25 protein-coding genes are annotated in these 23810 nt (G+C 72.6%); 16 read left to right on the top strand and 9 right to left on the bottom strand.

Annotated elements, in window-relative coordinates:
- Positions 1 to 112: 112 nt before the first annotated feature.
- From ACWD1U_RS34355 to ACWD1U_RS34345, 3 genes are all read right to left on the bottom strand, one after another.
- On the bottom strand, positions 113 to 361 hold the full coding sequence (locus tag ACWD1U_RS34355; RefSeq protein ID WP_451113276.1) for a hypothetical protein: 249 nt from the start codon (positions 359 to 361) through the stop codon (positions 113 to 115).
- A gap of 115 nt (positions 362 to 476) precedes the next feature.
- Positions 477 to 980 carry a sigma factor-like helix-turn-helix DNA-binding protein gene (locus ACWD1U_RS34350; RefSeq protein WP_451113275.1) on the bottom strand — a complete coding sequence of 168 codons (504 nt, stop codon included), beginning with the start codon at positions 978 to 980 and terminating at the stop codon, positions 477 to 479.
- 521 nt (positions 981 to 1501) lie between these two features.
- Positions 1502 to 2008 (bottom strand): MarR family winged helix-turn-helix transcriptional regulator, encoded by a 507-nt coding sequence (locus ACWD1U_RS34345; protein ID WP_451113281.1) that lies wholly within the window; start codon positions 2006 to 2008, stop codon positions 1502 to 1504.
- A gap of 163 nt (positions 2009 to 2171) precedes the next feature.
- Here ACWD1U_RS34345 and ilvA point away from each other — a divergent pair, with 163 nt between their 5' ends.
- From ilvA to ACWD1U_RS34330, 3 genes are all read left to right on the top strand, one after another.
- Complete coding sequence (gene ilvA, locus ACWD1U_RS34340; RefSeq protein WP_451113274.1) at positions 2172 to 3401, top strand: threonine ammonia-lyase; 1230 nt, start codon at positions 2172 to 2174, stop codon at positions 3399 to 3401.
- Between the two features lie 152 nt (positions 3402 to 3553).
- Positions 3554 to 4531, top strand: coding sequence for an ATP-binding cassette domain-containing protein (locus ACWD1U_RS34335; protein WP_451113273.1), 978 nt, complete (start codon positions 3554 to 3556; stop codon positions 4529 to 4531).
- On the top strand, positions 4528 to 5385 hold the full coding sequence (locus ACWD1U_RS34330; RefSeq protein WP_451113272.1) for an ABC transporter permease: 858 nt from the start codon (positions 4528 to 4530) through the stop codon (positions 5383 to 5385). Before ACWD1U_RS34335 ends, ACWD1U_RS34330 begins: the two co-directional genes overlap by 4 nt.
- A gap of 58 nt (positions 5386 to 5443) precedes the next feature.
- Here ACWD1U_RS34330 and greA read toward each other — a convergent pair whose 3' ends face one another.
- Both greA and ACWD1U_RS34320 read right to left on the bottom strand, forming a co-directional pair.
- A complete protein-coding gene (gene greA, locus ACWD1U_RS34325) occupies positions 5444 to 5941 on the bottom strand; it encodes a transcription elongation factor GreA (RefSeq protein WP_363118396.1) in 498 nt (165 codons plus the stop codon).
- Positions 5942 to 6119: 178 nt separating this feature from the next.
- Complete coding sequence (locus ACWD1U_RS34320; protein ID WP_451113271.1) at positions 6120 to 6518, bottom strand: DUF4307 domain-containing protein; 399 nt, start codon at positions 6516 to 6518, stop codon at positions 6120 to 6122.
- Positions 6519 to 6666: 148 nt separating this feature from the next.
- On the opposite strand from ACWD1U_RS34320, the gene mca reads away from it, so the two are divergent.
- Complete coding sequence (gene mca / locus ACWD1U_RS34315; RefSeq protein ID WP_451113270.1) at positions 6667 to 7548, top strand: mycothiol conjugate amidase Mca; 882 nt, start codon at positions 6667 to 6669, stop codon at positions 7546 to 7548.
- Positions 7541 to 7849 carry a hypothetical protein gene (locus tag ACWD1U_RS34310; protein ID WP_451113269.1) on the top strand — a complete coding sequence of 103 codons (309 nt, stop codon included), beginning with the start codon at positions 7541 to 7543 and terminating at the stop codon, positions 7847 to 7849. The genes mca and ACWD1U_RS34310 overlap by 8 nt, the downstream gene beginning before the upstream one ends.
- A gap of 77 nt (positions 7850 to 7926) precedes the next feature.
- On the opposite strand, the gene ACWD1U_RS34305 is transcribed toward ACWD1U_RS34310, so the two are convergent.
- Positions 7927 to 11124, bottom strand: coding sequence for a tetratricopeptide repeat protein (locus tag ACWD1U_RS34305; protein ID WP_451113268.1), 3198 nt, complete (start codon positions 11122 to 11124; stop codon positions 7927 to 7929).
- Positions 11125 to 11482: 358 nt separating this feature from the next.
- Between ACWD1U_RS34305 and ACWD1U_RS34300 the strand changes: the two genes are divergently transcribed.
- Positions 11483 to 11938 carry a hypothetical protein gene (locus ACWD1U_RS34300; protein WP_451113267.1) on the top strand — a complete coding sequence of 152 codons (456 nt, stop codon included), beginning with the start codon at positions 11483 to 11485 and terminating at the stop codon, positions 11936 to 11938.
- Between the two features lie 165 nt (positions 11939 to 12103).
- Here the strand turns inward: ACWD1U_RS34300 and ACWD1U_RS34295 are convergent, their stop codons facing one another.
- From ACWD1U_RS34295 to ACWD1U_RS34285, 3 genes are all read right to left on the bottom strand, one after another.
- Entirely contained in the window at positions 12104 to 12241 is a 138-nt protein-coding gene (locus ACWD1U_RS34295; RefSeq protein ID WP_451113266.1) for a hypothetical protein, read from the bottom strand.
- 85 nt (positions 12242 to 12326) lie between these two features.
- On the bottom strand, positions 12327 to 12596 hold the full coding sequence (locus ACWD1U_RS34290; protein WP_451113265.1) for an alcohol dehydrogenase catalytic domain-containing protein: 270 nt from the start codon (positions 12594 to 12596) through the stop codon (positions 12327 to 12329).
- 45 nt (positions 12597 to 12641) lie between these two features.
- The gene (locus ACWD1U_RS34285) at positions 12642 to 13118 is read right to left on the bottom strand and encodes a hypothetical protein (RefSeq protein ID WP_451113264.1); all 477 of its coding nucleotides are present in this window, start codon (positions 13116 to 13118) and stop codon (positions 12642 to 12644) included.
- Between the two features lie 231 nt (positions 13119 to 13349).
- Between ACWD1U_RS34285 and ACWD1U_RS34280 the strand changes: the two genes are divergently transcribed.
- From ACWD1U_RS34280 to ACWD1U_RS34235, 10 genes are all read left to right on the top strand, one after another.
- Positions 13350 to 14585 (top strand): sedoheptulose 7-phosphate cyclase, encoded by a 1236-nt coding sequence (locus ACWD1U_RS34280; protein WP_451113263.1) that lies wholly within the window; start codon positions 13350 to 13352, stop codon positions 14583 to 14585.
- The gene (locus ACWD1U_RS34275) at positions 14582 to 15349 is read left to right on the top strand and encodes an SDR family NAD(P)-dependent oxidoreductase (protein ID WP_451113262.1); all 768 of its coding nucleotides are present in this window, start codon (positions 14582 to 14584) and stop codon (positions 15347 to 15349) included. Before ACWD1U_RS34280 ends, ACWD1U_RS34275 begins: the two co-directional genes overlap by 4 nt.
- Before the next feature lie 74 nt (positions 15350 to 15423).
- Positions 15424 to 16107, top strand: coding sequence for an HAD-IA family hydrolase (locus ACWD1U_RS34270; protein WP_451113261.1), 684 nt, complete (start codon positions 15424 to 15426; stop codon positions 16105 to 16107).
- The gene (locus ACWD1U_RS34265; RefSeq protein WP_451113260.1) at positions 16104 to 17147 is read left to right on the top strand and encodes an ROK family protein; all 1044 of its coding nucleotides are present in this window, start codon (positions 16104 to 16106) and stop codon (positions 17145 to 17147) included. The genes ACWD1U_RS34270 and ACWD1U_RS34265 overlap by 4 nt, the downstream gene beginning before the upstream one ends.
- The gene (locus tag ACWD1U_RS34260) at positions 17144 to 18232 is read left to right on the top strand and encodes an alcohol dehydrogenase catalytic domain-containing protein (RefSeq protein WP_451113259.1); all 1089 of its coding nucleotides are present in this window, start codon (positions 17144 to 17146) and stop codon (positions 18230 to 18232) included. Before ACWD1U_RS34265 ends, ACWD1U_RS34260 begins: the two co-directional genes overlap by 4 nt.
- Positions 18229 to 19041: a sugar phosphate isomerase/epimerase family protein gene (locus ACWD1U_RS34255; protein ID WP_451113258.1), complete on the top strand. Its 813-nt coding sequence runs from the start codon at positions 18229 to 18231 to the stop codon at positions 19039 to 19041. Before ACWD1U_RS34260 ends, ACWD1U_RS34255 begins: the two co-directional genes overlap by 4 nt.
- Positions 19038 to 20111, top strand: coding sequence for a zinc-dependent alcohol dehydrogenase (locus ACWD1U_RS34250; protein ID WP_451113257.1), 1074 nt, complete (start codon positions 19038 to 19040; stop codon positions 20109 to 20111). The genes ACWD1U_RS34255 and ACWD1U_RS34250 overlap by 4 nt, the downstream gene beginning before the upstream one ends.
- Positions 20108 to 21376: an MFS transporter gene (locus ACWD1U_RS34245; protein WP_451113256.1), complete on the top strand. Its 1269-nt coding sequence runs from the start codon at positions 20108 to 20110 to the stop codon at positions 21374 to 21376. The genes ACWD1U_RS34250 and ACWD1U_RS34245 overlap by 4 nt, the downstream gene beginning before the upstream one ends.
- Positions 21377 to 21470: 94 nt before the next feature.
- The gene (locus ACWD1U_RS34240) at positions 21471 to 22247 is read left to right on the top strand and encodes an alpha/beta fold hydrolase (RefSeq protein ID WP_451113255.1); all 777 of its coding nucleotides are present in this window, start codon (positions 21471 to 21473) and stop codon (positions 22245 to 22247) included.
- 324 nt (positions 22248 to 22571) lie between these two features.
- Positions 22572 to 23804, top strand: a complete 1233-nt coding sequence (locus ACWD1U_RS34235; RefSeq protein WP_451113254.1) for an acyltransferase family protein — start codon at positions 22572 to 22574, stop codon at positions 23802 to 23804.
- Positions 23805 to 23810: the final 6 nt, after the last annotated feature.

Below are 23810 nucleotides of genomic sequence, written 5' to 3'. Positions count from 1 at the left end.
CACGCCCTCCTGGCCCTCTTCCGCGAGGCAGCCCCGTAGCCGGTTGGCCCCAGTCACAAGACCTGAAACGGTGACCTGCGAAGTCCGGGGCTAGAAAGGGCCCCCGCGGCCGTCACCAGCCGGTAAGGGGTGGAGTCGTGTCCGACGGCGGCTCCACCCACGGACGGGCGGTCAGAGCCCACACCGTGAACGCCACGGCCGCCGCGAGGATCAGCAGCCACATCAGGCGGCGGGCGAGCGTCCTGCGCCGCAGCATGCGGCCGCCTCTGCGGACCGCCTCCGCGGGGATCTCGGGCGGCACGGGCCGCTGCCCCTGCTCCAGAAGCCGCCGTACGGCCGCCTCGCGGTCGTTGCCGCTCATGCCCGGCTCCGGTCGCCGCGAGGCCTCATGAGGGGAGCCCGCGTGGCGGGAGGTCCCATGAGGGGAGCCCGCACACGGTGAGTTCTCATGTCGGGCGTGCTCAGGGCGGGCGTTCTCATGACGGCACCGTCTTCGCGGCCGTCACCGCCGGGGCCGGGCCCCGCGGCCGGCGCAGCAGGGTCGACGTCGCGCGGTGGCAGATCGCCCGTACGCGCTCCGGGGACAGCCCGAGCAGGGCCGCCGTCTGCTCCTCCGCGACGCCTTCGTAGAGCCGGAGCACCAGGATCAGCCGCTCCTGCGGGGTGAGCGGGGCCAGCGGGCCGGCGGGGTGTGCGCGGGAGCGGCCGAGGCCGCCGTGGTGATGCCACGCGCCGCGTGCGAAACGGGTGGCGAGGTACTGGCGGGTGTGGTCGTACGGGTCCTCGCCGCGCAGCCGGTCCCAGCACGCGTACGTGCGCGCCAGCGACAGCGTCAGCAGGCGCCGCGCGCGGGGGTTGTCGTCCGGGGCCTCCGCGGTGAGCAGGGTGGCGGCGTGCAGCAGTCGCCCGGCCGCGCCCGCGACGAACGCCTCGAACTCCCTGGCCCGGCGGAATGCCTGGGACGCATGCCGCTCTCGCACCGCGCCTCCCGCCCGACGGCGACCTTGAGGATGCGGCCCCGTCCGCGCCCGACGGGACCCGGTCTCATATCAGGCCAGAGACGCCCCCGCGGTCAAGAGTCACGCACGACCCGACACCCCGCACACGCGTGCACCGGCCCGGACATCACCGGGCAGCGGCATTCATCCGGCCGTCACGGCCGGCAGAGCGGGTCCGCCTCCCGTCTCCGCCCCCTCACGCGCACGTGGCCGGCCCGGGTTCCGGGGTGTTCCCCGTCTGGGCATCCCACCCCGTCCGTCGCGCGCTGCCGGATGGTGGGCCGTGCCCCTCCGGCCCGTCATCACCGCCGCGTGGAGAGCCACCCGTCGTCGATCACGGGTGGCGTTCGACCCCCTCTGCCGTCACGTACGCGCGCAGCGCCGCGGGCTGCCGGGCGGCGGTGTCGGCGTCCGCCTCCGTGCTTCACGCGCGTGGGCTGCTCCGTGCGTACGGGGCCGCAGAACCCCGCGTCGTACACGCGGAGTCGTCCTCGTGCGGGCGGTCAGGAGCCCGGCTCCTCCTCCGGTCCCGGCACTCCCTGTGCCGCCATCCGGGAGGACAGCGCGATGTTGAAGCGAGTGAGGAGGGAGCAGAACGCCTCGCGTTCCTCCGGCTTCCAGTCGTGGGTCAGCTCGGCCATCAACTGGCGCCGGGACGAGCGCACTTCCTCCAGGCGCGACTGCCCGCGAGGGGACAGCTGCAGCACCACCGCGCGCCCGTCCTCGGGGTGCGAGGTGCGCTTGACGAGGCCGGTGTCGACGAGCGGAGCCACCTGCCGGGTGACCGTCGACGAATCGATCCCCATGCTCGCGGCGAGCGCCTTGACGCCCATCGGGCCTTCCTTGTCGAGGCGGTTGAGCAGCAGGTACGCGGCGCGGTCCATGGAGTTGCGCACCTGCCCGACCCCGCCGAGCCGGGTCTGTTCGGCACGGCGGGCGAACAGTGCCACCTCGTGCTGCAGCGTGTCGAGAAGACCGGTGTCACCGACGGTCGTCATGTCCATCGACATTTCAGGTGTTGTGGGCATGGCCGGGGGCTCACTTCGTGGAGGGCTGGCAGATTGGGGGACAGGGTACGCGGCCGGAAGGCGGGCCGTACCGGCGCTGGGCAAAGCGGGTCTCGGAGGTTGGTCACAACGGTCGTTCCCGCCCGTGAACTGCGATGCTGGAGTCATGAGCTACAGCACGGCTGACTCCTCGCGCCCCGTCACCCTCGACGACGTGCGCGGCGCCCAGAAGATGCTCTCGGGCGTGGCGCGGGCGACCGCGATGGAGGGCAGCAGGCACCTGTCCCGGATGCTGGGCGCGCCGGTGCATCTCAAGTGCGAGAACCTCCAGCGGACGGGTTCGTTCAAGCTGCGCGGCGCGTACGTCCGGATCGCCGGTCTGCTGCCCGAGGAGCGCGCCGCCGGTGTGGTCGCCGCGAGCGCCGGCAACCACGCGCAGGGCGTGGCCCTCGCGTCCTCGCTGCTCGGCGTGCGGTCCACGGTGTTCATGCCGAAGGGCGCCCCGCTGCCCAAGGTCAGCGCCACCCGGGACTACGGGGCGGAGGTGCGGCTGCACGGCCAGGTGGTGGACGAGACGCTGGCCGCCGCGCAGGAGTACGCGGCCGAGACGGGCGCGGTGTTCATCCACCCCTTCGACCATCCGGACATCATCGCCGGGCAGGGCACGGTGGGCCTGGAGATCCTCGAGCAGTGCCCTGAGGCCCGCACGATCGTCGTCGGGATCGGCGGGGGCGGGCTGGCCGCCGGGATCGCGGTGGCGGCGAAGGCACTGCGGCCGGACGTGCGGATCATCGGCGTGCAGGCGGCGGGCGCGGCGGCCTACCCGCCCTCGCTGGCGGCGGGGCGGCCGGTGACGGTCGAGAACCCGGCGACGATGGCCGACGGCATCAAGGTCGGGCGGCCCGGGGACGTGCCGTTCGGCATCATCGACGAGCTGGTCGACGAGGTGCGCACGGTCAGCGAGGACGAGCTGTCCGCGGCGCTGCTGCTCTGCCTGGAGCGGGCCAAGCTGGTCGTGGAGCCGGCCGGGGCGAGCCCTGTCGCGGCGCTGCTGAGCGATCCCGGCGCCTTCGAGGGCCCGGTCGTCGCGGTGCTGTCCGGCGGCAACGTCGACCCGGTGCTGATGCAGCGGGTGCTGCGGCACGGCATGGCCGCGCAGGGCCGCTACCTGGCCGTCCGGCTGCGGCTGACGGACCGTCCCGGTGCTCTTGCCACTCTTCTGGGCGTGCTGTCAGTGGTCGACGCCAACGTCCTCGATGTGAGCCATGTGCGAACCGACCCGCGGCTCGGGCTCACTGAGGCGGAGGTCGAGCTGCACCTGGAGACGAAGGGGCCGGTGCACTGCGCCGAGGTGAGCCGGGCGCTGCGCGAGGCGGGCTACACGGTCATGGACTGACCGGGTTCCCCGGGCCTATTCAAGATCCTTTCGGCTCGTGGAGCGTGAGGCGCGAAAAGTCGTTGCGAGACGCGATACATCGCGTTATGGTGTGTCCGTGAGAAGCCTCACCGGACGTCCGTCCGGGATTCCCCGAAGACGTGGAGACTCATATGCCAGGCGCCATTTATGCCGAAGGTCTGGTCAAGACCTTCGGTGACGTAAGGGCCTTGGACGGCGTGGACCTCGACGTGCCCGAGGGCACCGTCCTCGGTCTGCTCGGGCCGAACGGCGCGGGCAAGACGACCACCGTCCGCTGCCTGACCACCCTGCTGCGGCCCGACAGCGGACGGGCGGTCGTCGCGGGCATCGACGTGTTGAAGCAGCCCGACGCGGTCCGCCGCTCCATCGGCCTGTCCGGCCAGTTCGCGGCGGTCGACGAATACCTGACCGGCCGGGAGAACCTGCAGATGGTCGGCCAGCTCTACCAGATGCGGGCGAAGGCGGCGAAGGAGCGCGCGGCGGAGCTGCTGGAGCAGTTCCACCTCGCGGACGCCGCCGACCGCCCCACCAAGACCTACTCGGGCGGCATGCGCCGCCGCCTCGACCTCGCGGCGGCCCTGGTCGTCTCACCGCCCGTGATGTTCATGGACGAGCCGACCACCGGCCTCGACCCGCGCAACCGCCAGCAGCTGTGGGAGGTCATCAAGCAACTGGTCTCCGGTGGTACGACGCTGCTGCTGACCACGCAGTACCTGGAGGAGGCCGACCACCTGGCGCACGACATCGCGGTGGTCGACCACGGCAAGGTCATCGCCAAGGGCACCTCCGACCAGCTCAAGGCCCGCACCGGCGGCGAGCGCGTCGAGCTCGTGGTGCACGAGCGCGAGCACATCCGGGCCGCCGCCGAGGTCCTCGCCGGCTTCGGCAAGGGCGACACCACGGTCGAGGAGCACATGCGCAAGCTCACCACGCCCGTGACCGGCGGAGCCAAGCTGCTCGCCGAGGTCATCCGCGAGCTGGACACCCGGGGCATCGAGATCGACGACATCGGCCTGCGCCGGCCGACCCTCGACGACGTCTTCCTGTCCCTGACCGGACACATGGCCGAGGCCGAGGACGAGGAGAACGACAAGGAGGCCACGAAGTGAGCGCTGTCACCGACACCGTGCGGGTCGCGCCGGCCGCGAACCCGGTCAGCCAGTCGATCCGGGACTCGCTGGTCGTGGCCAAGCGGAACCTGATCCGCATGTCACGGATCCCCGAGATGATCATCTACGGGCTGATCCAGCCGATCATGTTCGTGGTGCTGTTCACCTACGTGTTCGGCGGCTCCATGAAGATCGGCAGCAGCACCAGCGCCGTCGACTACAAGAACTTCCTGATGGCGGGCATCTTCGCGCAGACGGTCACGTTCGCCACCGCCAGCTCCGGCGCGGGCATCGCCGACGACATGCACAAGGGCCTCATCGACCGGTTCCGCTCGCTGCCCATGGCGCGCGGCGCGGTGCTCACCGGGCGCACCCTCGCCGACTCGGTGCAGACGGCCCTGACCCTGGTGGTCCTCGCGGTGGTCGCCCTCCTGGTCGGCTGGCGCGTCGGGTCGGACGGCGACACGAACGCGGGCAAGGTCCTTGCCGCCTTCGGCCTGCTGCTCCTGCTCGGCTACGCGTTCACCTGGATCGGCGCCCTGATCGGCATGTCGGTGCGGACCCCCGAGGCGGCCACGTCCAGCGGACTGATCTGGCTCTTCCCGGTCACCTTCATCTCGAACGCGTTCGTGGACACCAGCAACATGACCCCGTGGCTGCGCCACATCGCCGAGTGGAACCCGTTCAGCGCCACGGTGCAGGCCTGCCGTGTCCTGTTCGCCGGCCCGGGCCAGTCCTCGTCGGACGCCTGGCCCATGCAGCACCCGGTGTGGGCCTCGCTGATCTACTCGGTCCTGATCCTGGTGGTGTTCCGGACGCTGGCGGTGCGCAAGTACCGCTCCGCGACGGCATGACGGTGCCCCCGGCGCCACAGCGGCGGCGGGGGCACGTCAAGGCTCGGCCGGGGACCGGTCAGCCCTCGTACGGCTCGGCCTTAAGGATCTTCACCAGGGCCTTCTTGCCGTTCGGCAGCTCGTACTCCGCGTCCTCGCCGACCTTGTGGCCGATCACACCGGTGCCCAGCGGGGACTGCGGCGAGTACGTCTCGATGTCGGAGCTCGCGTACTCACGCGAGGCGAGCAGGAACGTCAGCGTGTCGTCCTCGTCGCCGTCGAACGCGATCGTGACGACCATGCCGGGAGCCACCGCACCGTCCGCCGCGGGCGCTTCACCGACCTTGGCGCTCTCGAGAAGCTGGGTGAGCTGGCGCACCCGGAGTTCCTGCTTGCCCTGCTCCTCCTTGGCCGCGTGGTACCCGCCGTTCTCACGCAGGTCGCCCTCCTCGCGCGCCGCGGCGATCTTCGCGGAGATCTCCGCACGCGCGGGACCAGTAAGGTACTCAAGCTCAGCCTTGAGCTTGTTGTACGCCTCCTGGGTCAGCCAGGTGACGTTCTCGCTGGTCTGGGTCACAGGTGCTCCTCGTAGGTACTGGGATACAAAGCATCGCCCTACCCAGAAGAATGTTCCTTCACGGATGGGCGAAACCACGAGCCTAACAATTCAGGGGCTCAAGGGGGAGGACATAAGCCATCAGATTCACGTCAACGCAGGTCAGCCGCCACGTTTTGCGGGTGACGTCCGGTTGTCGTCAGCCGGCGTGGCAGCCCAGAAGCTCGGCCGTCGTCCCCTCGGAGGTCGTACGGAGCGTGACGACCTTGTCGATGCGGGTGGCGTCCCCTTCGAAGCGGAAGTCGGCCCGGCCGACCTCGGCCCCGTCCTCGGCCTGCGAGCGGATGGTGCAGTAGCCGTCGGTGCCGGAGTCCTTGCGGACCTCGAGGTGCACCTGCACGGACTTCTCGCCGGGCTCGAAGGCGATGACCTCGGCGCTGATCTTGCTCTGGGCGACGTAGTGGTAGCCGAACCAGCCGACGAGCCCCAGCAGCGCCGCCCCGAGGACGGCGCCGACGACTTTGAGCTTGCGGTCGGCGCGCTCGTCCGAGGTGCGGCCGTATCGGCCCTCGGGCAGTCGCGTGCTCGCCGTACTCATGATCGTCCTCCAGGCAGGGGCCGGGACGGAGGTCCCGAAAGGGGCCCCGGGACCCGGACCCGGAATTATTCGCCCCCCGATTCGGTCACTATAGAAGCCGCTGATTGCGCCGACGCACACCGGGCGCCGACTTACTGAGGATTGAGTCTTGACTGACCAGTTGCGACTGATGGCCGTTCACGCGCACCCCGACGACGAGTCGAGCAAGGGCGCGGCGACCATGGCGAAGTACGTGTCCGAGGGGGTGGACGTGCTGGTCGTGACCTGCACGGGCGGGGAACGCGGCTCCATCCTCAACCCCAGGCTCCAGGGCGACGCGTACGTCGAGGAGCACATCCACGAGGTACGCAAGAAGGAGATGGACGAGGCCCGGGAGATCCTCGGCGTCAAGCAGGAGTGGCTCGGCTTCGTCGACTCCGGCCTGCCCGAGGGCGACCCGCTGCCGCCGCTGCCGGAGGGCTGCTTCGCCCTGGAGGACGTCGACCACGCGGCCGGTGAGCTCGTGCGGAAGATCCGCTCCTTCCGTCCCCAGGTGATCACCACCTACGACGAGAACGGCGGCTACCCGCACCCCGACCACATCATGACCCACAAGATCTCGATGGTGGCGTTCGAGGGGGCGGCGGACACCGAGAAGTACCCGGAGTCGGAGTACGGCCCCGCGTACCAGCCGCAGAAGCTCTACTACAACCAGGGCTTCAACCGCCCGCGCACCGAGGCCCTGCACCAGGCGATGCTCGACCGCGGCCTGGAGTCGCCCTACGGGGACTGGCTCAAGCGCTGGGAGGAGTTCGGGATGAAGCAGCGCACGCTCACCACGCACATCCCGTGCGCCGAGTTCTTCGAGATCCGCGACAAGGCGCTGATCGCGCACGCCACGCAGATCGACCCGGACGGCGGCTGGTTCAAGGTGCCGATGGAGATCCAGAAGGAGGTCTGGCCGACGGAGGAGTACGAGCTGGCGAAGTCCCTCGTCGATACCTCCCTCCCCGAGGACGACCTCTTTGCGGGCATCCGCGACAATGCCTGACATGAGCGCAAGCGCAAGCCTGGCAATGACGCACCTCGTCACCTTCGCCAAGGAGGTCGACGAGGACAAGGTCACCCCCGGCGTCCTCGGCTTCATCGTCTTCGCGGCGATGGCCCTGGCGGTGTGGGGCCTGATGAAGTCGATGAGCCGGCACATGAACAGGGTCGACTTCACCCAGGTCCCGGACCCCGAGGAGCAGTCCGAGGCGGAGCAGTCCGAGGCGGAGCAGTCCGAGGCGGAGCCGTCCCGGACGGAGCCCGCGGACGCCGAGCCCTCCGGCCAGGGCAGGAAGCAGGGCTGACATTCCCTGGCCAGGGATGACACCCGTCGGTGGCCGTACCGCCGCCGACGGGTGCCCGCGTGTCTCCTGGCCCCGGGTCACGCGTTCGGCTCGACGGCGACCCCCATCACCTCGCGCGCATGCCGGCTGGGCGTCATCCCGAGCCGCCAGGCCTGCCACCCGGCCTCCAGGCTCACACCCCGCTCCAGCAGCAGCGCCCAGGCGTCGGCGTAGTCGTCGAGCTTCTCGTCCCGCAGCGGATGGCCGGCGCGGGACAGCTGGGCCAGTTCCTCCTGGGCCACCGCCGTGCCGACCTCTACACCGCCCGGGGCCGCGTAGGGGAGCAGGGTGCAGCGCAGGAAGCGGGCCCAGTCCTCGCCCCGGCGGTCGCCGTAGGACGTGAAGAGCTCCACCGCCTCCTCGCACAGGGCCAGTGCCTGCTGGGTGCGGGCGTTGCCGGCGTCCACGACCGCCAGTTCCAGGCAGGTCCACGCCTCGCCGTGGGCGACGCCGATGCGCTGGAAGTCGGCGCGGGCGTCCACGAGGAGCTGGCGGGCGAAGCCGGAGTTGCGCAGGGAGCCCGTCTGGGCCGCCCGCTGGTCGCGGGTGACGCGGGCCGAGTGGTGGCGGGCGCAGGCCAGGCCGTAGACGTCACGCATGCGGGAGAACATCGTCCGGGAGCGTTCCAGTTCACGGACCGCCTGGTCGAGGTCGCCCGTCTCCTCCAGGGCCTGGCCGAGGTAGTACAGGGTCCAGGCCTCGCCGCGTGCGTCCTCGTTGTCGCGGTGCCGGGCCGCCGCCCCGCGCAGCTCCTCGGCCGCCGGTGACGCGTCACCGGCGACCAGCAGGGCCCGGGCCAGCTGCGTCAGCGCCCAGGCCTCGCCGCGGGCGTCCCGGGTCCGGCCGTACAGGTCGAGGGCCGCGCGCAGCTCGGACTCGGCGCGGGGGACGTCGCCCATGCGCAGGCCCAGCTGACCGAGCTGGAAGTGGGCCCAGGCCTGGCCGTGCACGGACTCGCCCCGACGGTGCAGGACCAGCGACTCGGTCAGCAGGTCCAGCGCCTCCGCCAGCCGGGCCCGGTCCCGCTCCACCGCCGCGAGGGCGTGCATCGTCCAGGCCCGGTCCGTCGCCAGCGCGGGGGAGGCCTGCAGGGCCAGGGCCTCGCGGAGCTTCGCCGACGCCTCCGTCAGGTTGCCCTGATGGTGCAGGGTGATGCCGAGCGAGCACAGGGCGCGGGCGGCACCCGCGTCGTGATGGGCCTCCCGGTACAGGTCCACGACCGAGGTCAGCGTCGTACGGGCCTTGTCCAGCTCACCCAGCTGACGGGCCGCGATGCCGGTGCGCCACTGCACCGAGCGGACCAGCAGGCCCTCGTCCACCGCCTGCGCGAGTTCGCTGATCTCGCCCAGGCGGTAGAGGTCGCCGCGAAGCAGGCAGTAGTCGCACAGGGCGCCCAGCAGGTTCAGGACCGCGGCCCGGTCCACGCCCTCGGCGTGCCGCAGCGCCGCCGTGATGAAGCTCGACTCGTCGTCCAGCCAGCGCAGCGCCTCGTCGAGCGAGGTGAAGCCGTACGGACTGAAGCGGTTGGTGCGGGTCGACATGTTGCCGTCGACCATGCGCAGCACCGAGTCGGCCAGCTCGGCGTAGTTCACGATCAGCCGCTCCTGCGCCGCCGTCCGCTCGGCCGGCTCCTCCTCGTCCAGGAGCCTGGCCTGGGCGAAGGCGCGGACCAGGTCGTGCAGCCGGTAGCGGTTGTTGCGGACATGGTCGATCAGACCGGCGCGGGACAGCGCCTCTAGATGACGGGTCGCCTCCGCCTCGTCGGTGGCCAGCAGCGCGGCGGCCGCGGCGGCGCCCAGCGAGGCCCGGCCCGCCAGGGCCAGCCGGCGCAGCAACCGCCGTACGGTCTCCGGCTGGTCGGTGTAGCGCAGCCACAGGGCGCGCTCCACCGGCTCGACCGGGCCGTACGCGTCGAGGTCGGTGGCCAGGGCACGCGGGGAACGCGAGCCGAGGCACGAGCCCGCGATACGCAGCGCCAGCGGCAGCCCGCCGCACAGCTCCCGCACCCGGTCGGCGGACTCGGCGTCGTACGGCCCGGAACGGTCCTGGGCCGCCGCTCCCAGCAGTTTCTCCGCGCCGGCGGCGTCCAGCGGCTCCACCGCCAGCTGGTGCACCTTCGCGGGCAGGTCCGCCACCTCCAGCGGGCCCCGCGCGGTCACCAATACCAGGCTGTCGGACCGCTCCGGGACCAGGGCACGGATCTGCCCGGCGTCCGACGCGTCGTCGAGGACGATCGTCACCGGCAGGCCGGTCAGATGCTGGTGGTACAGCTCACCGAGCCGTTTGACCTGCTGGACGGGGGAGGAGCGCTCGCGGAACAGCAGCTGCTCGCGGGGCGCGCCGAGCCGGTTGAGCAGGTGCAGCAGGGCGTCGCGGGTGGACAGCGGGGACTCGCCCGGGCTGTCGGCGCGCAGGTCGACGACGCAGGCGCCGCGGAAGTAGTCCTTCAGATCGTGTGTGGCGTGCACCGCGAGGGCCGTACGGCCGCTGCCGGGCGCGCCGTGCAGGACAACGACGGTCGGCTGGGTCTCCGTGCTCGCCCGCGCCGCCTGCACCCACTGCCGTATCTGCGCCAGCTCGTGCCGTCGCCCGGCGAACGGCTCCACCGGTTCCGGGAGCTGCCCGAAAGACTGCGACAGGACGTTGCGCCCCCGGGCCGCCGCGCTCTTGTCGGCGCCCCGCAGCCGAGGCCCCGTCTTCTTCGGCCCGGTCGAGGCGGCGAGCATCCGCTGCTGGTCGAGGAACGGCCGGATGCCCCGCACCTCCAGTGCCGTCAGCCACTGCAACCGCAGCTGCTCCGGGCCGCCCGGCTGACTCGCGGCCCCGGCGCGGCGGTGCGCGGCCGGCAGGTGCGAGCCGACCACCTTCACCACCGTAGCCGCGGCGCCCACGACACCGACCGTGACACCCGCGCCCAGCGCCGTCCCGGTGCCCGTGCCGAGGGCCATGTCGGCGACGACGGCCGCGACCGCCGCGACCCCCGCCACCAGCAGGGGTGTCCCGGCCCCGTCCCGGGCGTAGCGCTGCCGGAAGGTGAGCTGGCCGGCCGCCGCCTCGTCCAGGGCGCGCGTGTAGGCCTCGTACTCCTCGGACGCGCTCTGCGCAATCACGTCGAGCGCCCCGCGCGCCCGCGCGAGCAGCACCTTCCCGTCGCTGCGGCCGCCCGAGCGGCGCACTTCCTCCTCCACGGCCCGTACCAACAGCCGCTCGGCTTCCGCCCGATGACTGTCCCGCATGTCACGTCCCCCTCCGGCGGCAACGGCGTTCTCTCGGTCGTTCCGGTCGTTCCGCGCGTTCCCTCGGTCGATTCCTTGGTCAAGTGTGCGGTGGACGGCGCATCGGGGCGAGGGGGTGTGCGCGGCCTGATTACATGAAGGGCCGGGCCGCCGGGGTGCGGCGGGCCCGGCGGACGGCGCCGGGAGCCCGGGGGCGTAGATTGAGTACCGGCCTGCTCTGGCTCAACGGTGCGTCGCATGCGGTCCGTGAGTTGATGTGGTGAGACACAGGGGGTCAGGTCAGGTGTTCAGCAGGTTGTACCGGCGTGGTGTCGGGCGTCTCTCGGTAGCGGACGAAGACCGGCGGCGGGACGCGGAGATGAGATCGCACAGCCGCCGGCTGATGCGGCAGCTCGCGCCTCCGCTGCCGCTCGGCGTCACCACGCTGTGCGAGTTACTGGCCGAGCAGCGCGGCACACCGATCAGACTGCTGAAATGGGATCTGCCGGCCGACGGCCCGTTCGGTGTCCTGCTCTCCCGCCGGGACGAGGACGTCATCGTCTACCAGGCGAAGACCACCAAGGCGCACCAGCAGCACATCATCCTGCACGAGGTCGGGCACATCGTCGCCTACGACCTGGCCGGAGAGCGGCCCGAGCGGCCGCAGTCGCGCAACTGCTACTCCGACCGTGACGAGCGGGACGCGGAGATCGTCGCGTCCACGTTCATGCACCAGGCCATGTCGATGCAGAGGCAGGCGCAGCGCTACGGTCTCGACGAGCCGTGGCGGCCCTCCGTCCACGGCAGCCTCGTCTTCGAGGACGGGCTGACGTGAACCACGGGCCGCACGGAGAGCACACCGATACGGGCCGGACGGGCCCAAGCGAAGCAGTGGCGAGGTATCGCCACCCGCTACGAGAAGACCGCGACCATCCACCTGGCCCGACTCCGCGTCGCGGGCCTCCTCCTCCGGTCCGCGCGGCGATCCGAACGAAGCCGCCTAGGGGACCAGCACCAGCTTGCCGCGGAAGCCGCCGCGCTCCAGGTGACGATGGGCCCCGGCCGCTTCCTCGAAGGGGAGCACGGTGATCTCCTGGCGCGGGCCGAGCCCCCGGGCCGCGGTCTCGGCGACGTTCACCGGGTCGTCCCGTCCAACTCCATGCTGACCAGGGTGTCGAGCAGGCGGGCCGCGAGGTGCGCGCCGACGCCGCCCTGGGCGCCGATCAGCAGGATCCGCCCGTGACGGTCCGGGGTCCGGCGGAGCAACTGCACCGCGGCGACACCAGTTGGGCGGTCATCGCCAGGACGCGGTCACCGGTGCGGAAGCCGGAGCCCGCGGGGGTGTGCGCGACCGTGCCCGCCAGGTCCCAGCCGAGCACGGCGGGCAATGAGGTGGGTATCCGGCCCGAACGAGTCTCGAGGTTCACCGGGTTGACGGCGGTGGCCGCCGTCTTGATCACCACCAGGCTCTCCGGGGCCTCGGGCTCCGGCATGTCCAGGACCTCCAGAACCTCCGGTCCGTGACACACCGCCAGCCCTCATACGTCATCCTCTTCGCCCGCGGACTTCGCGGACTTCGCGGACTTCTTCGGGTCGTCCAGAACGTCCATGATCGACAAAAGCTGCTCACGCAGTTCCGGCGTGAGCTGGCCGGCGCGCATCGCGATCGAGCGCACCTGCCGGTCGGAGAGTGCTTCGGCCCACTCGTCCTTCTCCTCCTGGGCGGCGGCGGGCGGGGCAGCCTCGGAGATGAGTGCGCTCACCGACACGGGCAGCGTCATCTCCCGGGACTGGAAGTAGCGCACGATCGCCGAGAGCACGCTGATCGTCGGATTGGTCTGCGAGCCGTTGCGCAACGCCGCCAGATAACTCCGGGAGATCGTGACGTCGTGGCTCGGGTCCTGCGAGATCGCCTGGGCGACCTCGGAGGTTGTCGGTTCACGCAGGCGGCCCACGGCATCGGCCGTGGCGGCATCCGCGAACCAGGCATTCAGGCGTTCTGCCAGCGTGACCATGCGGTCGACCTTCCTAAGGCTCCGGCGACTCAGGGGTGGTGGAGGTAAGGCGTGAAGCGGCCCGGTCGGACGGGTGTGCTGCGTGGTCTCCCGTGCGCTGACAACCTCGTCTCCTTGATTACGAGCCTAGCACTGCGGCACCACACGAGCCGTGCTGCTACTATATTGGACACGGCGCCGATGAATCTGCCTTCTGTTCAGTTATGTGGCACCAGATATTCGGAGGGGACAATGCACAGCGGTACTCAGTTCACCCAGGGGCTCCGTCTGGCCCTGGACGACGGTCCGGCCTGGACGGTCGAGGCCGTACGCCAGGTGCGTTACCACCTCGTCAGTTCCGACCACCTCTTCTCGCCGGACAACACCACGCTGCTGACCGGCTGCCCGGACGCCCCGCTGCGGGCCGGGGAGCGGAGGCTCGTCGTCATCGACGAGAACGTGGACGCGCTCTACGGCGCGCGGATCCGCGAGTTCTTCGCCTTCCACGCCATCGAGATCACGGTGCTCGCCCTGCGCGCCGACGAGACCGTGAAGCAGTGGGACGCCGTGTCCCGTGTCGTCGACGCGATGAACGACTTCGGCATCGACCGCCGCCGCGAGCCGGTCATCGCCATCGGCGGCGGAGTCCTCACCGACATGGTCGGATTCGCGGCGAGCCTCTACCGGCGGGGCACTCCGTACATCCGCATCCCCACGACGCTCATCGGCCTCGTCGACGCGGGAGTCGGCGTCAAGACCGGGGTCAACTACGACACCGGCAAGAACCGGCTGGGCACCTATGCGGCGGCCACGGCCACCTTCCTCGACCGCTCGTTCCTGCGCAGCCTGGACCTGCGGCACATCAGCAACGGCCTGGCCGAGATACTGAAGATGGCGCTGATCCGCTCCGAGGAACTGTTCGAGCTGCTGGAGGCGCGCGGTCCCGAGGTGCGGGCGGACCGCTTCCAGGGCTCCACCAGCGACCTCGCCCAGGCCGCCGACGCGATCGTCGCCGAGTCCATCCACCTCATGCTCGAAGAGCTGCAGCCCAACCTGTGGGAGTCCGCGCTGGAGCGGTGCGTGGACTACGGGCACACCTTCAGCCCGACCATCGAGATGCACGCCCTTCCCGAGCTGCTGCACGGCGAGGCCGTCGTGATCGACATGGCGCTCACCACGGCGCTGTCCGCCCTGCGCGGCGACGTCAGCCAGGCGCAGGCCGACCGGATCTTCTCCGTCATCCGCGCGCTCGGGCTGCCGTTGTGGAACGACGTGCTGGACGACCCGGGCCTGCTGGAGGCAGCGCTGCGCGACACCGTGCGCCACCGCGACGGCCGGCAGCGGCTGCCGTTGCCCGTCGGCATCGGGCGCCACCGCTTCGTCAACGACGTCGACCCCGCCGAGCTGCGCGCGGCGACGGAGCTGCTGCGCGGCCGCGCCCAGGCCACGGCGCAGGACGCCCCGGCCGAGGCCCTGGTGGTCGCGTGAGCACCCCCGGCCGCATGCCCGAGCGGGCGGTGGTGATCGGCGGATCGACCGGGATCGGGCGGGGCATCGCCGACGCCTGGGCCGCGTCCGGCATCGAGACCCACGTCTTCAGCCGCAGCCGGCCCGCCGGTGACGGCGGCGACCGGCTGGTCTGGCACCGGCTCGACTTCCGCGACCCGGAGCAGGCCAAGGAGGCCCTGCGCACGGGCATCCCGGAGCGGGTGGACCTGGCCTGCTACTCCGCCGTCTACTTCACCGCCCGGCGCGAGCCGTTCACGCAGGTGAGCGAGGCCGACTGGCTGGACCAGTTCGCGATCAACGTGCACGGCCTGTCCTGGACGCTGCGCGCGGCGCTGCCGGCGCTGCGCGCGGCCGGCCCCGGCCTGTTCCTGCACATCTCGTCCGAGGTCGTCTACAACGCCGGGCCGAACCGCTCGGGCTACGCCGCCACCAAGGCCGCCGCCGACTCCCTGATCCGGTCGGTCGCCCAGGAAACCGACCCCGCCGAGACGACGTTCGTGCAGGCCCTGCCCGCCGGCATGGTGGACAGCCCCGGCATCCGGGCCCGCCGGTCCACGGACTTCGACTACAGCGGCTACATGTCCCCGGCCACCTTCGCGCCGCTGGCCGCCGAACTCGCCCGCACCCGGGGCGTGCCCTACGCCGGCGACGCGCTCGTCGTGCACCAGGACGCCACCTGGTCGTCCGTCGCGGGGGGCCTTCCCGTGTCCCAGTCGCGTCCGCTCGCCGGCGCCCGCGCGTAGCCGGTCTTCCGTAGGTCACGTCGGCCTTCCGTACGTCATCGGCCCGTCCGCTGACCCTTTCCCAGGAGTGACCCTTGCCTCAACTGCACGCGGCAGCACTGCTGTTCGACATGGACGGCACCCTCGTGGACTCCACCGCACTGGTCGAGTCCACCTGGGCCGGCTTCTGCGAGCGGCACCAGCTCGATCTCGCGGAAGTGCTCGCCTTCGCCCACGGGCGCCCCACCCGGGAGACCGTGCGCCACTTCCTCCCCGACCCCCGCGAGGCCGCAGCGGAGACCGGGCGCCTCGTCGCGCACGAGGAGTCGCAGACCACCGGCATCACGGAGATTCCCGGAGCCCGGGCGCTGCTGACCGCGCTGCCGCCGCACGCCTGGGCCGTGGTCACCTCCGCCGGCCGCCGGCTGGCGGAGGTGCGGATGGCGGCAGCGGGGCTCCCGCTGCCCCGGATTCTGGTGAGCGCGGACGACGTGACGCACGGCAAGCCGGACCCCGAGGGCTATCTGCGGGCCGCCGCCGCGCTCGGCCGCCCGCCGGAGGACACCGTCGTCGTCGAGGACTCCGGCGCCGGGGTGCGGGCCGGACTCGCCGGCTGCGGACGCACCGTGGTCATCGGCGGTCTCGACGCGTACGACGACGTGGCTGCGCGCTGGGCCGACTTCCGCGGGTTCCGGGTCGCCGCGCCGCAGCCGGGGCGGGCCGGTGTGACGCTGGACGTGCCCGAGCCGGTCGCCGCGGGGCCGGTGGTCCGGTCGTGACCCGAGCCGTCACTCCGCTTCAGGACGCCCCCGAGGCCCGTCGGGCCGACCCCGGGACGCCTGCCACGACCTTCGCTGCGGACATCGGCGGCACCTGGGTGCGGATACGCACCGGCGGGCAGGACGCGCCGGTGGAACGGCTGCCCTCGCCCAGCCGTCTCCGCCACCCGGAGCGCTCCACCGCCCGGTTGAGGGCGGACATGGTCGAGCTGCTGAGCGAGCGGGCCCCGGTCGGCGCCCGCGCCGCCCTCTCCTTCGGCGCGGCCATCGACCATCTCACCGGCACCGTCTACGGATCGGCCCCGCTGTGGGGGGACGCGGCCGCCCCGTACGACCTGGCAGCCGACCTGCGGCGGCGCCGGCCCGACGTCACCTGGCACCTCGTCAACGACGTCACCGCCGCGCTGCTCGACTTCACCGCCGTGCACGCCCGGCCCGGCACCCGCCGGGTCGCCTATCTGACCGTCAGCAGCGGCATCGCGCTGCGCATCGCGGACCTGGAGCGGACCAGGATCCCGGTCGACGCCTGGGGCCTGCAGGGAGAGGTCGGCCACCTGCCGGTCCCGCTCCCCGACCCCGGCGCGGACGTCCTCGCGGGGCTGCGCTGCGAGTGCGGCGCGACGGACCATCTCGCCTCGATCGCCTCCGGGCCGGGTCTCGTCCGCGCGGCCCAGCGGCTCGGGCTTCCCGCGGCACCGCAGGTCGCCGACTGGCTCCCCGGCGCACTCGCCGCGGACGACCCCGGCGCCCGCCGGCTGCTGGAGCTGTGCGCCGCCCCGATCGCCCAGCTGCTGCGCACCCTGTGGTGCCTCGACCCGCACCTCGACCTGATCGGGATCGGCGGGGGAGTGGCCGAAGGGCTCGCCGGTCACTACGCGACCGAGATCCGCCGCCGGCTGGCCACCGCCACCTCCTACGCCGACCGGGGGCGCGACGACACCTGGCTGGACGACCGGCTCGTGTTCTGCGCGCCGGGGCAGGTGGACGCGCTGCGCGGGGTGCAGCGCGTCGGCCACTGGCTCCCGGGGGTCACCCGATGAGTGCCGCGACCCACCGCGCCCTGGTCCGCCGGCCGGCCGACCGCTCCGGCCGCACCCTGGTCGAGGTGGCCGAGGTGCGCACGCCGCGGCTCGGCCCGGGCGACGTTCTGCTGGCGCCGACGTCCGTGGGCATCTGCGGCACCGACTGGCAGATCCTGCGCGGCCTGCGCGACGACCCCAGCCCGGTCCTCGGGCACGAGGGCGTCGGGTACGTGGTCGAACCCGGGGAGTCCGGGCTGCCGGCGGGCACGCCCGTCACCGTGAACCCCACGCATCCGCAGGACCCGTCCTTTCTGCTGGGCCACAACCTCCCCGGTCTGTGGGCGGAGCGCACCCGCATCCCCGCTGCGGCCGTACGCGCCGGACTGGTCGTCCCGGTGCCCGCCGATGCCGCACAGCCGCACGTGGCCGCACTCGCGGAACCGCTCGCCTCCGCCCTCTACGGCGCGCGGATCGCACGCCACGCGCTGTCCCCGGCGGCGCTGGTCGTGTGGGGGGACGGCATCGTGGGGCGCCTCGCGCGCGAACTGTGGCTGACGGAGCGGCCCGGACTGCATACCCTCCTCGTGGGGCACGGCGGCGACGCCGTCGCCCCACACGCCGCGGACCTTCCCCGACTGCTCCGCGGCCTGCCCTCGCCGGTCCTGGCCGTGATCGCCACACCGCGCACCGGCACGCCGGAGGCCCTGACCACCCTGGACCGGTGCGTACCGGGCACGCTCCTGGTCGATCTGCACGCCGGGGTGCCCTCGGGGCCGATCCCGCTGACCGCCGGCGACATCGACGTCGCCACGATCCGCGCGGCCAACTGCGGCGGCACCCCCTGGCCCCCGCGGGTCGAGGAGTTCGCCCGGCCGCACGGCAGGCTCCTGCTCTGCGGCCATCGAGGCGTCTCCCGGGACCACCTGCGGCAGGCGGTCGACCTGCTGCGGACCACCCCGGACCTCGGCGAGCAGGTGCTCACCCACCAGGTCGGCCTGGAGGAGGCGGCCGACCTAGTCAACACCGTGCTGACCTCGTCCACGCGCAGCGCCGGCGGGCGCCGGGTGCTCAAGACCGCGATTCACACCGGGAGCCGGCCATGACCGTGCCGGCCACCGCAGCTCCGGCCCCGACCGTGCTCGCTGTCGCCGCGCCGCAGTGGCGGATCGACACCGACCGCCGGGCTGCGGCCCGTGCCGCCGTCGCGGCGGGGGCCGACCAACTGCACCTGGACTACGGCGGTGCCCACCGCGGGCCGCCGCTGAGCGATCCCGTCGCGCTGCGGACGGCCGAGGCGGTCACCGGGGAGCTCCCGGTGCCCGTGCTCGCCGTCAACCACCTCAACGACATCGGCCTGGCCCGGGAGCTGGGCACCGCGAACCCGGCAGCCGTGGACCTCCTGCTGCGGGCCCTGGACTGCGCCCGGCGCCTGGGCGTCGCCGTGCTGCACGTGCCCGGGTTCCGGCGCAGCCTGCCGGCCACCGCCGGCCTGCGCGCCGGAACGGCCGATGCGCTGCGCGGCCTGTGCGAGCGGCTGGCCGCGGCCGACCTGCTGGTCGCCTACGAGTCGCCGCTCGGCCCGCACGACTCCCTCGCACTGGCCCGGGCGGTGGACCACCCGGCCCTGCGCCTGGTCCTGGACACCGGCAACCTGCTCGACGCGGGCCGGCGGCCGCTCGACTTCGCCGAGCTGGTCGGGGGAGCCGGGCTGCTGCTGCCGCACCTGCACGTCAAGGACGGCTCCCGTACGACGGCTCCCTCCGCCGGTGACCTCCCGGCCCTGCTGCGGCGCTCCGGCGCGCGCTCGGTGCTGGTGGAGAACGACTACCGAAAGGCCCCGGGCCGTCTGCGCGAGGACATCGCGCTCTGCCGCCGGGCGGCCGAACTCTGTCATCCGAAGGACGCACCATGAAAGCCATCCAGCTCATCGCCCCCCGCACGCTGTCGGTCACCGATACCGCACCGCCCGAACCCGGCCCCGGCGAAGTCCTCGTCCGGGTCGGCCTGCTCGGGCTGTGCGGCACCGACCTCGGCTTCTTCGACGGCAGTAGCAACTACCTGCGTGACGGTCTGAAGAGCTACCCCTTCGTCCTCGGCCACGAGTGGATCGGTACCGTCGTCGGGACCGGCTCCGGCGCCGACCCGGAACTGCTCGGCCGGCGCGTGTCGGGCCACAACTTCCGCGTCTGCGGCCGGTGTGCGCACTGCCGCGCCGGACGCATCCGCTCCTGCCCGGACCGTAGCGAGATCGGAGTGCTCGGCCCCCGCCCGGGTGCCGGCGCGCAGTTGATCACCGCGCCCGTGGAGACCCTCACCCGGATCCCCGACGCCCTGTCCGACGCGGCGGGCGCCCTGCTGGAGCCGACCGCCGCCGCGGTGCATGCCGTGGACCGGCTCGCCGTGACCGCCTCCGACCGCGTCGCGGTGCTGGGCGCGGGCACGCTCGGGCTCGCGGCGGCGCAGACGGCCCGCGCGATCGGCGCGGACACCGTCGTGCTCGACCCGCACCCCGCCGCCCGGGAACTCGCCGCCGGGCTGGGCCTGCGCGCCCAGCCCTGTCCGGCTGCGGCCGACGAGGAGGCCTACGACGCCGTGATCGAGGCCTCCGGCAACGAGTCGGCGGTCCGTTCCGCCGTCCGCCTGGTCGCGGCGGGCGGACGTATCGCCCAGCTGGGCACCCCCCACCACGCTGTCGACGGTTTCGACGCGGCGGGCCTGGTGATCCGCGACGTGACACTGCACGGCGTGCTGTCCGGCATCGGCTACTGGGACCGGCTCGTCCACCTCGTCGAGTCGGGCGCGGTGAACCTGGACGCCCTCGTCGACCGGGTCTTCCCGCTGGACGAACTGGACGCGGCCTTCGCCCGCCTCACCGACGGGAACCGGAACCGCCCCAAGGTCCTCGTCCGGATCGGCCCGGAGCTCGGCCTGCCCGGTCCGGCGCTCGCCGCATCCGACCTCGCCGTGTCCGGCGCGTCATGAGTGGCACGGCAGTGGCCCGGGAACGGATCGACGCGCCGACCGCCGCGCGACTGGCCGTCCTGGCGAGCGCCACCTTCGTCTACGTCACCTTCGAGGTCTTTCCGGTCGGGCTCATCGCGGACATCGCCCGCAGCCTGGATGTCTCGGCCGGCCGGGTGGGGCTGCTGATCAGCGGATACGCCGCCGTCGCCGCCGTCGCCACCGTGCCGACGGTCGCCCTCGCCACCCGCGTCTCCCGGCGCACCGCCCTGGTGGTCTCCCTGCTCGTCCTCATCGCCGCCGAGGTGCTCGCGGCGGCCGCGACCAGCTTCCCGATGATGGTGGTCAGCCGGGTCGCCGCGGCCCTGACACACGGGGTGCTGTGGTCGCTCATCGCCCCGGCCGCGGCCACGCTGGTGCCACGTGAGCGCGTGGGCACCGCCACCGCGGCGGTGTTCGGCGGGTCCACGCTCGCCGCGATCGCCGGCAGCCCGGGGACCACGCTCATCGGTGAGCTGATCGGCTGGCGCGCCACGGCTCTCGTCCTCGCGGCGGCCACCGTGGCCGTGACCCTCGGGCTGGTATGGGCCCTCGGAGCGGGCGGCCGCACCTCGCGGCCCGCCCCTGCCGTGGAACCGCAGGGGCCCGCCGCCCCGGACACCACGCGACGGGCGGTGCACTGGCCGCGGGTGCTGACCCTGTGCGGCGTGGCGGTGGTGCTCATCACCGCGCACTTCCTGAGCTACACCTACTTCGCCGTCCTCGTGACCGACGTCACCGGCACCTCCGGCGCGGTGGTCGTGCTGCTCGCGGTGTTCGGGCTCGCCGGGGCCGTGGGCACGTATCTGGCGGGCCGGAACAACGACACCGCTCCGCAGCGGACGGCGGCCGTGACCATCGCGGTGTTCGCCGTGGGCGTCGCGACTCTGGCGCTCGCACCGGCCCTGGGCGGCACCGCGGTGCGCGGCACGGCGGCCGCAGCCGCCGTCGCCCTGTGGGGCGGCGCGTTCGCCGCGGCCGGACCCGTCTTCCAGACGGGTGTGATGCGCCTGGCAGGCAAGGACGCCGACCGCGCCTCCTCCGTCTACGTCACCGGTTTCCAGATCGGCATCGCCGGCGGATCGGCGCTGGGTGCCGCCCTGCTGGGCCACTCGACGCTGTGGCTGCCGGTCATCTCGACCGCGCTCGTGGCGGTGGTGCTGCTGGCGGTCCTGGTGCTGCGCCCGGTTCCGACGGCCGAGGAGCCTGGCGACCGGCGCCCGGAGCTGTGCGTTCAGGAGCATTGATGCGCTCCCTAAAAGCAACTTGCTTATATAGTGGCAGCTGCGCTTCTTTAGGAGTGCTTTCGCTCCCACCCGCTCTTCCAGGAGAGGCAACAAGATGCCCAAGACATCCGTCGACCACGCGACCGTGCACTACCGCACCGAGGGCCATGGCCCGGGTCTGCTCCTGGTGCACGGCACCGGCGCCACCGGAGACGCGAACTACGGCCATCTGGTCGAGGAGTTCACCGATCGGCGCACCGTGATCCTTCCCGACTACGCGGGCAGCGGTGAGACCGTCGACGACGGCCGCCCGTTGACCCTGGACCAGCTTGCGGACCAAGTGCTCGGCGCCGCCGACGAGGCGACCGACGAGCCCGTCGACGTCGTGGGATTCTCACTCGGCGCGCTCATCGCCGTGAAGGCCGCGGCCAGGCGCCCCGAGCGGGTCCGCCGGCTGGTGCTGGTGGCCGGCTGGGCGCGCAACGACGACCTGCGCAAGCGTCTGGGCTTCGCCCTCTGGCGCCGGCTGGCCGACGTCAGCCCGGAGCTGTACTCCCACTACATCAGCCTGCTGCTCTTCACCCCGGGCTTCCTGGCGAGCCTGGACGAGGAGGCGTTCGACGCGGCCGTGGGCGGCGCCGAGGTCAACGAGGGCACGCTGCGGCAGATCGAGCTCGGCCTGGACGCCGACATCCGGGAGCTGCTGCCGAAGATCGACATCCCCACGCTGGTCGTCGGCTGCCGCCACGACCAGCTCGTCCCCGTCGAGCACTCCCGCGAGCTGCACGAGTCGATCCAGGGCAGCGACTACCTGGAGATCGAGAGCGGCCACCTGGTACCGGCCGAGGCGCCGGCCGAACTGGTGGACGCCATCCGCAAGTTCCTGGACTGACACCGGCGGCACGGGCCCCGGGGCGGCCGGCCGGTTGCCTTCCGCCCCGCCGCCGACTGCGCGTGAGGGCCACCGCGCTCGGCCCGGCCGGCCGCACCCGTGATTCCGGGGGGTTCGCCCTCGGTCCGTCCCGCTCCGTCCCGGCCGTCGTACTCGATCCGCTCGGCCGCACCCGTCACTCCCGGATCCGCCGCCGGTCTGCTCCGCTACGCCCCGGCCGTCCCGCTCGGGACGCGGCCGGACCGGGCCGCGCTCCCCGCCGCCGCCCCAGCCTCTGTCCCCGAGCCCCGCCCGCCGAGCCCAACGAGCCCAAGGGAGGCCGTCATGGCCACGCACCAGACCACCCCGACCCAGCTCATATCGCCGTCACCTACGGCACTCAGACGCGCGGCACCCACCGGCACCGTCCCGGCCGACGCCGACGCACCGCGGGTCGGCGGCCCGGCGGTCCGGCTGCCCTCCCTGACGGGCATGCGGTTCCCGGCGGCCTTGCTCGTCTTCCTGTTCCACCTCTCCCTGCCCGCCCACTGGCTCATGGCCGGCGACGCCAACGACACGCTCTTCGCCCGCCTGGTCGAGCAGGCCGGCGGCCTGGGCGTGACCTTCTTCTTCGTCCTCAGCGGCTTCGTCCTCGCCTGGTCCGCCCGCGACGGGGACCCGCGGACGTCGTTCTGGCGCCGGCGGTACATCAAGATCGTGCCCAACTACGTCGTCGCCTGGGCGCTCGCGATGCTGCTGATCGCGGCCGGCACCGCCCCGTGGCGGTCGGTGGCCACCTTCTTCATGCTCCAGTCCTGGGTGCCGGACTACGCCACCAACTTCAGCGTGAACTCCCCGGGCTGGTCGCTGTCCACCGAGGTCTTCTTCTACCTGTGTTTCCCGCCGCTGTTCGCCGGGGTCCGGCGGATCGCCCCGCAGCGGCTGAAGTTCTGGATCGCGGGCGTCGTCGCCGGGGTGTGCGCCACCCCCTGGCTGGCCACCACCCTCATCCCGGCGGGCGACGTCTACATGTCGAACGAGCCCACTGTCTCCGGGCTCCACCTCTGGTTCGCCTACGTCTTCCCGCCCGCCCGGCTGCTCGACTTCCTGCTCGGCATCCTGGTCGCCCGCGCCGTCATGCTGGGCCGCTGGCGCGACATCGGCCTCGTCCCCTCCGGCCTGCTGCTGGCGGCGAGCTACGTGATCGCCGAACTCCCCGGTGTGCCGTATCTGTTCGCCCAGCGGGCGGTGTGCCTCGTGCCGTGCGCCCTGCTGATCGCGTCCGGAGCGCTGGCGGACGCGTCGGGCCGGCCGACCCCCTTCCGGAACCGCGCGATGGTCTGGCTCGGTGAAGTCTCCTTCGCCTTCTACCTGCTCCACTTCATCGTGCTCTCCGAGGCGCGCGACGTCTTCGGCGCCCGGCTGGAGTCCGGCTGGGCCGTGGTCGCCTTCGTCGTCGCCGAGTGCGCCGTGTCGGTGCTGGTCTCCTGGGCGATGTACGCCTGGGTGGAGAAGCCGCTGGTGCGCCGCTGGGCCCGCCCACGGGCCAAGGCCGCCCCTGCCGCCACGGTCGCCTGACCGGCA

This window comes from Streptomyces sp. NPDC002788 (genome assembly GCF_053592115.1).
The sequence above is the reverse complement of the archived record's forward strand: the minus strand, read 5'-3'. Positions and strand labels throughout refer to the sequence as shown.